At 38.8% G+C, this 12,758-nt stretch carries 9 protein-coding genes; 6 read left to right on the top strand and 3 right to left on the bottom strand.

Features of this window, described 5'->3' with window-relative positions; translation table 11 throughout:
- Positions 1–212: 212 nt before the first annotated feature.
- The 3 genes from CK510_RS16650 (at position 213) to CK510_RS16645 (ending at position 3,023) form a co-directional block, all read left to right on the top strand.
- Positions 213–896, top strand: a complete 684-nt coding sequence (locus CK510_RS16650) for a Crp/Fnr family transcriptional regulator (protein WP_095722774.1) — start codon at positions 213–215, stop codon at positions 894–896.
- A gap of 47 nt (positions 897–943) precedes the next feature.
- Positions 944–1,078: a hypothetical protein gene (locus CK510_RS34000; protein WP_281257045.1), complete on the top strand. Its 135-nt coding sequence runs from the start codon at positions 944–946 to the stop codon at positions 1,076–1,078.
- A gap of 136 nt (positions 1,079–1,214) precedes the next feature.
- Positions 1,215–3,023, top strand: coding sequence for a M61 family metallopeptidase (locus CK510_RS16645; RefSeq protein ID WP_095722773.1), 1,809 nt, complete (start codon positions 1,215–1,217; stop codon positions 3,021–3,023).
- A gap of 286 nt (positions 3,024–3,309) precedes the next feature.
- Here the strand turns inward: CK510_RS16645 and CK510_RS16640 are convergent, their stop codons facing one another.
- The gene (locus CK510_RS16640; protein WP_095722772.1) at positions 3,310–4,971 is read right to left on the bottom strand and encodes an FAD-dependent oxidoreductase; all 1,662 of its coding nucleotides are present in this window, start codon (positions 4,969–4,971) and stop codon (positions 3,310–3,312) included.
- Positions 4,972–5,347: 376 nt separating this feature from the next.
- Positions 5,348–6,955: an FAD-dependent oxidoreductase gene (locus CK510_RS16635; protein ID WP_095722771.1), complete on the bottom strand. Its 1,608-nt coding sequence runs from the start codon at positions 6,953–6,955 to the stop codon at positions 5,348–5,350.
- Positions 6,956–7,345: 390 nt separating this feature from the next.
- Between CK510_RS16635 and CK510_RS16630 the strand changes: the two genes are divergently transcribed.
- From CK510_RS16630 to CK510_RS16620, 3 genes are all read left to right on the top strand, one after another.
- Entirely contained in the window at positions 7,346–8,326 is a 981-nt protein-coding gene (locus CK510_RS16630) for a DUF1822 family protein (protein ID WP_095722770.1), read from the top strand.
- Between the two features lie 113 nt (positions 8,327–8,439).
- Positions 8,440–10,929: a CHASE2 domain-containing protein gene (locus CK510_RS16625; protein WP_095722769.1), complete on the top strand. Its 2,490-nt coding sequence runs from the start codon at positions 8,440–8,442 to the stop codon at positions 10,927–10,929.
- Between the two features lie 69 nt (positions 10,930–10,998).
- A complete protein-coding gene (locus CK510_RS16620; protein ID WP_245912179.1) occupies positions 10,999–11,832 on the top strand; it encodes a DUF928 domain-containing protein in 834 nt (277 codons plus the stop codon).
- Between the two features lie 210 nt (positions 11,833–12,042).
- Here the strand turns inward: CK510_RS16620 and hpsU are convergent, their stop codons facing one another.
- Positions 12,043–12,606 carry a hormogonium polysaccharide biosynthesis acetyltransferase HpsU gene (hpsU, locus tag CK510_RS16615; RefSeq protein WP_095722775.1) on the bottom strand — a complete coding sequence of 188 codons (564 nt, stop codon included), beginning with the start codon at positions 12,604–12,606 and terminating at the stop codon, positions 12,043–12,045.
- Between the last annotated feature and the right edge of the window lie 152 nt (positions 12,607–12,758).

The following is a 12,758-nucleotide window of genomic DNA, read 5'->3' as shown; positions in this document are numbered from 1 at the left end:
GTTCCGTAGAACTTCCGATAGCGATCGCACTACATCTATGTTGTAATGGGGTTTAGACCAATACCCGCATGGGTAGAGGTCAAAATATATGCATATATGCAAATTTTCAGACCCGTTTCGTTGTGCTAACTGCCATCGTCACGTAAGTCAAAAAACATATAAGAGCAAATCATTATTTCCATTTTGAATTAATAATTTTTTGCAGATATTTCATGCTTACAGAAATTTTTAGCGAACTATTTCCCCTATTAAGTACAGCTAGTCCTCAAAGTTTAGAATGGATGCTAAATGTTGCTACCGAACATGAGTATCCAGAAGGACGAGCAGTACTAATGGAGGATTCTTGGGGAAATGCAGTCTACTTCGTGGTTACTGGTTGGGTAAAAGTTCGACGTACTGCTGGTGATAACTATCGTGCTTTGGCGATTTTAGGTCGAGGCGATTTTTTTGGCGAGATGGCAATTTTGGACGAATCCCCACGTTCAACCGATGTTATTGCCCTTTCCCCAGTCAAATTATTGAGCATTTCTAGAAATTGCTTTATCCAAATTCTATTTAAAGACCCCCAACTGCATCATCGGATGTTACAAATGATGGTGCGGAGACTAAGACATGTGAATATGCGCTTGCAAATGCGTTCTTCACCACCAGCAGTTAAACTTGCCTATACCTTAGTTACGATCGCTGACACTTATGGTCAAGAATCCAACAAAGGCAAGGAAATCTTTCATGTAGACTACCAAGATTTAGCTGATGTGACTGAAATTGGTGTTGATGAAACTAGCAAAATTATGGAGAAGTTAAACGAAAAAGGTTGGATTGATATTGATGCCAATAAGCAAGTTGTACATTTAGTCAATTTGAAACAGTTGATGAATTTAGCTGGGAGATTATAAATTCAGTAAATTTTTGACGTACTTTAGTATAAATTATTATCACACTTATGCGATACTTAGCTCCTAAACCACTGGAAAGGTATGCGATCGCATCTACCCGTCTCTTACCCAAGTATAGGCGGGTTTTACCATACCCGATGTCAAATCACAAAATCGATCGAAGCTTCAACTTTCTCCGCTAAACTGAAGAAGTTCCAATTTAGACATTTTATATTGCTCTCCGCGTGATAAAAATATATGTTTCATCTACCTAAAAATAGCTGTAAATTAAAATAACTTTTTAATTCTCCCTTACAACCTCAGCACAAAGCACTCAAAATGACAGAAGCGATCGCACCTCACACTAATATTACGAATAGGAACACATTACCAGCAATTTTTTTCCATGTTGCTATGCCACAACCCCAAACTCATTTGTTTGAGGTAACATTACGGGTTACAAATTGCCCATCTCCTATTTTAGATTTGAAATTCCCCGTTTGGACTCCGGGTTCCTATTTGGTGCGAGAATACGCCAGAAATTTGCAGGATTTTACGGCTTTTACTACTGAAAAAATAGGTGAAAAATCTACTGAAGAACCTCTATCTTGGTACAAAGTCAGCAAAAATCACTGGCAAGTTAATACTAATAATATTACAGAAGCGACTATAAAATACCGTATTTTTGCTAATGAATTATCTGTACGCACCAATCATTTAGACATTACGCATGGATATTTCAACGGTGCAGCTTTGTTCTTTAGAATACCTGGCTATGATAAGCAAGCGATTAATCTAAAAATTACTCCACCAAAACCAGAATGGCAGATTACTACAGCTTTACCAGCCATACTCGGTGAAAGCAATACTTTTCGTGCTGCTGATTTTGACACTCTAGTTGATAGTCCTTTTGAAATTGGTTGCCATTCTCTACATGAATTTGAGGTGTTGGGCAAACCTCACGAATTGGCGATTTGGGGACAGGGTAATTATAATGTGCAGCGAATGATTTCCGATATCCGGCGTATTATTGAAGTCGAAGCTGGGATGTTTGGGGGTTTACCTTACGATCGCTATATTTTTTTGCTGCATTTATTTTCCCAAGCTTACGGAGGATTGGAGCATAAGGATTCTTGTTCTTTAGTTTATCAGCGTTTTGGTTTCCGCGACAGGGATAAATACGATCGCTTTATCCAATTAGTTGCCCATGAGTTTTTCCATTTGTGGAATGTCAAGCGAATTCGTCCCCAAGGTTTGGAGGTTTTTGATTATGATGGTGAAAATTACACCCCTTCTCTGTGGTTTTGCGAGGGAACTACAAGTTATTATGATTTGCTCATTCCTTTACGGGCAGGCATTTACGATGCTAAGTCATATTTATCCCATTTAGGGAAAGAAATAATGCGGTATCAAAATACTGGTGGCAGGAAGGTACAACCCCTTTCCGAATCAAGTTTTGATACTTGGATTAAGTTATATCGTCCCGATGCTAATAGCGGCAATTCCCAAATGTCTTACTATTTAAAAGGGGAAATGGTGACGCTGTTGCTAGATTTGATGATTCGCTCTAGACATCGCAATCAACGTTCTTATGATGATGTGATGCGGAAAATGTGGCATCAATTTGGTCAGGATGAAATTGGTTTTAGTTCTGAAGATTTGCAAGAGGTGATTGAGTCGGTTGCTGGGGTTCATCTAGCTGATTTCTTCGCACGTTATATCGATGGTTTAGATGATTTACCGTTTAATCAATATTTGGAAGCATTTGGGTTGCAATTAGTTGGTGAAAGTGAGGAAGAACCATTTTCTGGTTTGCGGGTTAGTAGTGAAAATGGTAGGGAAATGATTAAGTTTGTGGAAGCTGGTTCTCCTGGACAATTGGGGGGGATTAGTGCTGGAGATGAGTTGCTGGCAATTGATGGAATTAAGGTTAGTGCGAATGTATTTGCCGAACGTCTTAAAGATTATCGACCCAATGATAGTATTGAAGTGGCAATTTTTCATCAAGACCAATTACGTATTTGTCATCTGATTTTGGCTGCTCCACGGCAAAGTCGATATCAATTAAAACTTGTGCTGAATCCAACTTCAACTCAGAGAGATAATTTAGTTGGATGGTTGGGAAATTCAGCAAAGCATTTGTTTTAGATATCAGGCAATTGATTGAATATTCCCACCAAATATATATATAAAGGGCGGGAATACCCCATCCCTACTAATGATATGATTGGTGGATAGAATATTTATTTTGTCATGCTGACGTAGGAAGCATCTAAGAGCATGTTTATCTTGTCATGCTGACGCAGGAAGCATCTCAGTATGTGGGCTAAACTCCAGATTCTTCCTTCCGCAAAGCTCCACTCAGAATGACAAATTATACCTTCTTAAAATTTTCAAACATGCTCTTAAAAGTACTCTTTAAAACAATCATTTTTTAAGCGGTTAGTGAATGTTCAAAATTATCTAATTGGGCTGCTGCAACTTCGTTGGTTGTACCATAGATTTGCGGTAATATACCAATAGTCTCCATCACATCCTGCACTTCTTTATTTGAGACTTCGTTGATTTCTCTGTCTTGTTCTAGGGCAATTCCCGCAGCAATTCCCACACCTTGTCCAACACCGCAGTTAAATTCGACACTTCGACCTGGTAAACATGCGTAACCTTCAAATCCCGAACAGGGACCAACAACAGCTAAATTCGGTACATATTTCATTAAAGCATGTTGAATGCCAATGTTAAATAAGGGTGGTGTTAAAAAAGCTAAGTTTCCAAAGCCTTGATTGCAAAAATCTTGATTCCCCAAACCCTTATTTTTCGCACGCTCTTCCATCCCCTGAATAATACCTTGAATGGCTCCACCCAAGTAACAATGATAGCCGAAAGTACCTAAAGCTTCGTTTGCAGGAACTCCACCAGCAAGCATTTTTGCACCAGTTAATGGTTCAACGACATTTGTAATATTGCCTGCATGACGAATATATAACTCCCTAGCTGGTTTCACATCCACAGCACCAAGCGATCGCAACCAACTTGTGACGAATAGCATTTCATCGATCATTTTTAAGGTTGGTTGGGCTTTTCCCCGTGCTAAAATTTCCGCTTCATCCCCACTAACCCTGAATAATAGAGCATTCCACGACATGCGATCGCAATAGCCACTCCCTACAGGAGTATCGCGTGATAACAGTGCGACATTCCCATTATCAAAGATGCCCGTACTCGTCGCTAAATCTAATTTTGTACCGCGAAATCCGTGGTAAGCAATGGAAAGTGCTGGAGAACGGATATCGAGATAATCCTTGCCGACTGCGATCGCTTTGAAATAACCTTTTTTATCAACTAAGTCTTTTCGCAATTCTTCGGCATAATTTGCATCATTTCCCGCAGCAATATTCAATAATGCTTGCGCTTCTTTATCTGCAAGGTTTGTAAAGCGTTTCAGGTATTGATATTCAATATTTTGCAACTTTTCAACACTTAAACCTTGGGTTTCAAATACCAAAGTCACCGAAAGTTCGCAATTTGGTAAACCTATAGTTTCAAATCCTTTATATTTACCAACTCCAACCGTTGCTTGTGCTAATTCTGCATTTACCGTACAGTCGATAAACTGCTTGGCAAAGTAAATTTCACCTTTGGTTAGTTCAATTCCACTAATTTTATGTCCTTGTTGGACTACTGATTTTATTTCCACATTACTGAGAATATCAGCACGGGTTTCCCGCAGCATTTCCCGCAGTGCAAAATCTGCTTTTTTTGGATCGAGTGCGATTTGTTCTACCCGTGACTTGCTCAAAAATTCTTGGTAAATTGCTGGTGAATCGCCAAATGTATCTAATTGTCTTTCTTGTTGAATCGTTACGGGAACTGAGGAACGGTCTAAATATGCTAAACCACCACGGACTAAATGACCACCGATTCCGAATTTAGAATTACCTTTAAATAACAGTAGACTACGGGGATATTGATTGGTTCTGCGGTAAAATTCCCTTGCTGCACAAACTAAAGCAAGAATTCCGGGAACTTCGTCACCAAAACATATAATGTCATAACTGCGGCTCACCGCTTGAAATGCTGCCTCCATTTGATACATGACAACCTCTCTATAATTACTGCCCTCTTAGATTAATTAACAAGGTAGTTTGTGTGATTTCAGTCATAAATTAAAAATAAAATAGTACCCGTATGGGGAATTTTTCTGTATCGATTTTTGGGTACTTAAGTATATAAAAAATTATCAATAAATAATTACTAAGTAGTTATTTTTTGTTTTGTCTATTTTAGTGGATTTATACGAGTCTATTTCAAATTTATTGACGGTATATTGTGTCATATCTAACTAAGATTAGTATGAGTTTGCTTCACGCGGAGACGCAGAGAGAATAAAGATTATTTTAGGGTATGGGAAGGGGGTAGCAAGGTTTTTTTTGTACCCCACTCAAATTAATAATCGCGTTGAAATTTTGAATTTACGCTGCTAGGATGTTCTCGAAGTTGTCGAGTTGGGCGATTTGCTCTTGTTGCGATCGCGGTTGTCCGTAAATTTTGGGTAGTTTGCCTGTGTTTGCGAGGATGTCTCGAACTTCTTTGTTGGATATTTGGTTGAGATTGGTGTTATTTAAGATTGCGATCGCGGCAGCAATTCCTATACCCTGACCAACTGCACAGTTAAATTCAACAATCCGTCCTGCGGAGGATGCGTAACCTTCAAATCCTGATGCGGGGCTGATGACTGCTAGGTTGGGAATGTCTCGTAGTAGTACATGTTGCATTCCGATATTAAATAATGGTGCTGGTAGTTTGAAGAATAAAATGTTACCTAAGCCCTTTTCTGATGCTCTTGTACCCAGTCCTTCAATCCCACCACGGATATCAAAGTGGTAGCCGAATGTACCGAATGCTTCGCTGGCGGGAACTCCTCCTTTAAGCATTTCTGCACCTGTGAGGGGGTCGTTGACACCTGTGATATTACCTGCGTGACGAATGTATAATTCAGGTGCGGGTTTGACTGCTGTAGCTCCAATGCTTTTAAACCACTGAGTTAGTAGTTGCATTTCTTTGAGCATTTCGGCTGTGGGTTTGGCATCTCCACGGGCTAAGGTTTCGGCTTGTTGGGCGTTAACATCAAATAATAGGGCATTCCAGGACATTCTGTTATTGGGGAAAACTGCCACGTTCCCTTTGTCTAATACTGCGCTGCTTTGATCGAGGGAAAGTGCAGTTCCGCGAAATGAGTGATAGGCAATTGAAAGGGCAAAACTACGAACGTCAATCAAGTCGTTGGCTGCGTATAAAGCAATTTTGCTAAGGTCGTTTTTGTTATCTACAAAGGGTTTTTGCAGTTCGGCAATGCGTTCACTATCTCCACCTGCTGCCACTTTAATCCAGTTTTGTGCTTCCGTATCGTTAATATTTGCAAGACGCTGCATGAATTGCATTTCGACATTTTTTAATACTTGGACACTCAAACTCTCGGTTTCAAATGTCAAGGTTACGGAAAGTTCGGAGTTTGGTAAACCAAAGGTTTCAAACCCTTTCAGCATTTTAACTCCGGCAAATTGGGCAAGTTCGGCATTAACTGTGGAATCAATGAAGATTTTTGCTGTGTAGGTTTCACTATTGGTGAGACGAATACCTGTAATTTTTTGTCCTTGTTTAGTAACTGATGCAATATCCGCATTGCTGAGTATATCGGTACGAACTTCATTGAGCATTTCCCGGAGGACAAAATCACCTTTTTTGGGATCGAGTCCAATTTGAACTACTTCTGTACGTTTCAAAAATTCTTTATAAATGGAGGATTCATCACCGTAAGTAGCCAAATTATACTGTTTGCGAATGTCAGCAGGTACAACTGAACGGTCTAAGTAAGACAAACCACCACGTACTAAATGACCACCAATACCGAGTTGAGAATTACCTTTAAATAGTAGTAGAGAACGGGGATATTTATTTGTGCGGCGAAAATGTTCCCGTGCAGCACATACTAAAGCTAGAATTCCAGGTACTTCATCTCCAAAAGCAATCATGTCGTAGTTGCGAACTCTTGAGGTTGTTGTAGTGTGAATATCTGACATAGTGATTTCTCGATAATTTTTTTTATGCTCTCTAGAAATTAAACAACAGAAGTCAGGGCAATTTCGGATGATGGGAGCAAAAATATTTATGGGGTTTGGTGTAAATTTCGCAACAGGCTTTTTTGAGCAGTAAATCAAATGTCTTGCTATAAGCGCAGCTTAATGCGGTCAGCATATCGCATATGTATTAAACCTGAGTTTTGGGTTTAAATTTATACTTCATTTTTAGTCTTGACATTAGTGGTACTTGAAAGGCTACCATGACCTATTGTCTATTCTGATTCATCAGATTTTGATTGATGAGTTTTATCAATTTCCAAAAAATCTTGCATAAAATTCGTCAGACTAGATGATATTTCAATAGCAGCATTTACCATTGGGGAGTAAATCATGTCGCGCATTGCTTACGGGCAAGAAGATTTTTCGTTGTCGCTGCCCATTTCTCAATCTGCACTTGTCACTGCACAAGCTTTTGCCCAACAGCAACCAACAAGCGAAAAAGCTAGTCGGGTTCTTTTTAATACTCTTTCAATTTTAACAGTTAATTACTACTTAGATTTGATGGGTATTGAGACGAATCTTAGTGTTGGTGATAGTTGGAACCCTGTACTACGGCTATGTACGGATGTATCCGACTTGGAAGTTTCGGGCATTGGACGGTTAGAATGTCGTCCAATGTGTGCTTCAGGGAAAAGTTGTTACATCCCTCCGGAAACATGGAATCAAAGAGCTGCTTATGTGGTAGTTATGATTGATGAATCTTTATTGGAAGCGAAAATTTTGGGTTTTTCTCCGAGTGTCCAAACTGAAGAATTACTCGTGAGTCAATTGCAACCTCCAGAAGCTTTAACAGCACATATTAAACAATACCAGCAAAACAAACAACCAGTAAATACTCAAACTTTGGTAAATTTGAGTCAATGGTTTGCTGGTGTGGTGGAAAATGGTTGGCAAACTGTCGAATCTATATTTAGTCAACCTGAATATCGCCCTTTGTACTTGTTTCGTAGTAGTGAGTCAGCACTTATCAACCGAGAGAATGAGACAATGAGCGCAATTCTACGGGGAAAGGTAATCAATTTAGGAATTCAAATTGCCAATCAACCTGTTATTCTCATCGTTGAGCTTATTCCTCAAGAAAACCAAAAAACTAATGTTCGTCTCCAACTTCACTCGACAGGAAGTAAAATTTACCTAAAGTCAGGGATAATTTTGACTGTTTTGGATGAATTAGGTAATATGTTCTTGGAAGCACAGTCACGTAGTGCTGATAATTACATTCAATTACAGTTTAACGGTGAAATTGGGGAACATTTTAGTATCAGAGTTGGATTGGATGAGGCAAGCATTACAGAGCATTTTGTTATTTAGTTAATTCTTAATCGTTATTTGTTACTCGTTAATGGTTTACTGTTCATTGTTAGTTGTTCATAATAAATGACAACCATCCACTAACCACTAACCACTAACCACTAACAAAAATTATGGGTAAGTTAGTTGTTCTCAAATTTGGTAATGGTAGCTTTGAACAAGGGTTTCAGGTTACTTTGCAAATTGCTACAGAAGGTGAATTACCTAGTGTAGAAATTGTTGGTAGATTGCCGGAAGCAATTAAATTACCGATATATTACCAGCATTGGCAGTGTAGTTATCAACGTTTAGGTAACGCTTTTCGTTTGTCTGCGGATAAGGTGCAGGTAACAAATGTATCTATAACTGAAGATTGTCAGGAAACTGCTCGAACTTTGCGATCGCAGTTTAATTCTTGGTTACGCTCTGAGTCTTTTCTGCCTTTGCGGGAAAAATGGCTGGAACGTCTAGCTCTTACTGATGAGGTGAGAGTAATTTTGCAGACAGAAGATAATCTTCTCCAACGTTTGCCGTGGCACAGTTGGGATTTGTTGGAACGCTACAAAAAAGCCGAAATTGCTTTGACATCTCCCAATTATGAACGTAGCGATAAAGTCCGTACCACGAATTACAATGTAAAAATTTTAGCGATAGTTGGTAGTAGTCAAGGTATTGATACTCAAGCCGATCGAGCGCTATTACAAAATTTACCCGATGCAGATGTTACATTTTTAGTGGAACCCCAACGACAGCAATTAAATGACCATCTTTGGGAAGATAATTGGGATATTCTCTTTTTTGCTGGACATAGTTTGAGCCACAATGACGAAAGTGGACGCATTTACTTAAATCAAAGCGATAGCTTAAGTATGGCGGAATTGCGGTATGCTCTGGGAAAAGCTGTTGATAATGGCTTGTACCTAGCAATTTTTAATTCCTGTGATGGTTTAGGATTAGCACGGGAACTGACAGATTTACAAATACCTGAAATTATTTTCATGCGGGAAGCTGTTCCCGACAAGGTTGCTAGCGAATTTCTCAAATATTTTTTATGTGAATTTGCCAACAGTGATTTATTACAAAAGGAAATTGGAAATCCGAAGTATGAAAGCTTTTTTCTAGCAGTGCGTCAAGCTAGGGAAAGATTGCAAGGAATCGAAGATAAATTTCCCTGTGCAACTTGGTTACCAATGATTTGCCACAATAATCCCGCACAAATTCCTCTAACTTGGCAGCAGCTACATAATAATCGACATAATAATATTGTTACAGAAAATAAAAATAATACGGAATCTCTAACCCAAAAAGAAGAAAGAGAAGAAGAAAAGGAAGAAGAAATATATCTAACTGCAAACGAGACAAAATCAACTTCTACAGGCAAAGCTAAACAAACTAAACCACTATTCGCAATAGTTTCCAGCATTGCGATCGCACTTTTGATATGCGGTATCCGATTATTGGGATTATTAGAGGGTACAGAACTTCAGAGTTTCGATCAAATGATGCGATCGCGATTTGTACTTGTGCGGGAACCACCAGACAGCCGTATCATAGTTGTAGGGATTGATGATACTGACTTAGGAGAACAACGTCGTCAAGGTGAATTATTAAAAGGAACTTCCATATCCGATAAATCCTTAAATTTACTTTTAGAAAAATTAGAACAATATCAACCCCGTGTCATTGGTTTAGATATTTATCGTGACTTCAAAGCTGAAAATCCCGAATTAATTCAGCGTCTACAACAAACCCAAAATTTAGTTGCTGTTTGTAAAGGTAGCGATATTAGTAGCAATAATAACGGAATTAAACCACCACCAGAAATTCCCCAAAACAGTATCAACGAACGTTTAGGATTTAGTGATTTTATTCAGGATAAAGATGGTATAATACGCCGCCAACTATTGTATATGCGGCAAAATGCCAACTCATTATGTAGTTCGCAATTTTCCCTCAGCTTACAACTAGCATTTCACTATTTTCAGTCAGAAAACATCAAGTCACCCAAATTTTTTGGTAACAACCTCAAAATTGCCAAAACCAGCTTTAATTCCCTTCGCGATCGCACTGGAGGGTATCAAAAAATCGATGCGGAAGGTGGTCAAATATTATTAAATTGGCGTATTTCAGATGCGATGGTTCAAAAAGTAACCCTCAGGGAAGTCTTAACGGGACAAATCAACCCCGATGCATTCAAAGACAAAATCGTCTTAATCGGTGTCACAGCCAAAGCTGACTTGCAAGATTATTTACCAACACCTTACGGAAGCGAACCCGATACGCAATTACCAGGGGTATTAATTCACGCGCACATGCTCAGTCAAATCCTCAGTGCAGTTCTGAGCGATCGCCCTTTATTACAAACGTGGACACAAGGAATTGAGATTATTTGGATCGTATTTTGGTCGCTAACAGGAGGTATATTAGCTTGGCAATTCCACAGACAACCCATGTCATTACTAATTTTAATTATCACTTCCACCGGAATGCTCTACATTATTAGTATAGGGATGTTGATATCAGGTTACTGGATACCATTTGTCCCAAGTGCAATTTCGTTAACAAGTGCAGCAGTTGTGGTAATTGTAGGGAATACCAAAAAAATACATTATCCCAAATTGTAGGTATCCCCACCCTTAATATTAGTAAAATTGAATTAATCAATCAATTTATAATGATTAGGATATTTTTTAATGAAAAATATTTTAAAAAAACAAAATACGATGCAACATTTTGTGTTTGCAACCAGCATCATTTACTGTACTTTACTGACTCAAACAGCAGAATTACAGGCAAAACCAGTACCAACAAATCCAACAAATCCCACCTTCAAAAAACCCACACCTAAAAAAGTCGCCAATATCGGACAAATACAGTTTATCAGACCGATACTACCACCAGGAAATGCCCCCGGAGGTCGTCGTACAGGAGGTGGTAGACGTGATAGTTGTCCTGATGTCAACCCCAAACTCACCGCATTAGTACCCGTCACAGAAGCCGCAGACAGCGTAACAAATGTTTGGAGTTTAACCAGTGCAGAACATCCGACATTTTGGTTCTACCTTCCCTACACCAAAAGCTCTAAATACCCAACCGAATTTATTCTCCAAGACAGCGACGGAGAAAGCATACATCAAACAGAAATTTCCTTACCAGAAAAACCAGGAATTATTAGTGTTAGCATTCCTAACAGCGCTACACCTTTAGTAATTGGTCAACAATATCGCTGGTTCCTGAAAGTATATTGCAGCCAGCAAAAAAAATCATTACCTATCTATGTTGAAGGTGTAATTAATCGAGTCAATCTCAGTGCGATCGCAACCCAACAATTACGCATCGCAACACCTCAACAACAAATTACTATCTATGCCAAAAATGGTATGTGGTTCCAAGCTTTAACCACACTTGGAGAACTTCGTCGAAAAAATCCCCAAGATGCAACATTGCAAGCTACATGGAACAATTTACTTGCAGAAATTAACTTAATTGAGATTGCCGAAAAACCCCTTATTTCAAATAAACCTTAACTTTTACTTAGAAACACAAATTTTCGCACTACTGAACTGAGGTATAAAATTTAAAACTCTTACCCTTTACCAAACTTTGTATGAAAGAATATCTCCTAAAGCTTGTTCCCTCTGCGTCTCTTCTCTTTGCGACTCTGCGCGAGGCAAATTCATACCTCAACTAAGCAAGTATAAATCTATAGTTGGGATATTTTATTTTCTGGAAACCCCTTACTTCCCAACAACTCTAGGAGACTTAGGACGACAAGGTGTTCCCCGGCAAATTTGTCCAGATGGCATGTCACCAAAAACGCTACTCCGAGCGCCAATTACCGAGTTTTTACCTATAGTAACTCCCGGCGCAACAAAACAATCAGCTGCAACCCATGCTCCATCACCAATGTGAATACTAGCAGTTTGTAATCCAAATGTGGGGTCTTTTATATCATGACTACCCGTACATAGATAACTTTTTTGGGAAATGACGCAGTGACTACCGATATTAATTTCATCGAGACTGTAAAAAACCACATCATCACCAATCCAACTATAGTCACCAATAGTCACTTTCCAAGGATACGTAAACCTGGCTGTTGGTCTAATTAAAACCTTTTTACCGATGCGGGCACCAAAAAGACGCAGGATAGCACAACGCAAACCATTCAAAGGATGCAGAGTTAAGGGAAATGTCACAGATTGAATAAACCACCATAACAAAACAAACCAACTAGGTTTTCCTCTGTCATACCAAGATTGGTCATACTTGCTTAAATCTACAAAGGGTTTTACATCCATTTGTTGCAAGTTGTTTTTTTCTATATTTAAACTATTTATAGATTCGCTAATCATAGAATATCTTTGAATATCTTTAATTATTTTTACTAACAAAAGCTCAAAAGCTAATACCAATTTTATATGAGACTCCAGATTAATTGACCCCTCCATAC

The organism is Brunnivagina elsteri CCALA 953 (assembly GCF_002289455.1).
Classification (GTDB): Bacteria; Cyanobacteriota; Cyanobacteriia; order Cyanobacteriales; family Nostocaceae; genus Brunnivagina; species Brunnivagina elsteri.
Note: the sequence above shows the minus strand (reverse complement) of the source record. Positions and strands in the feature narration are given on the sequence as shown.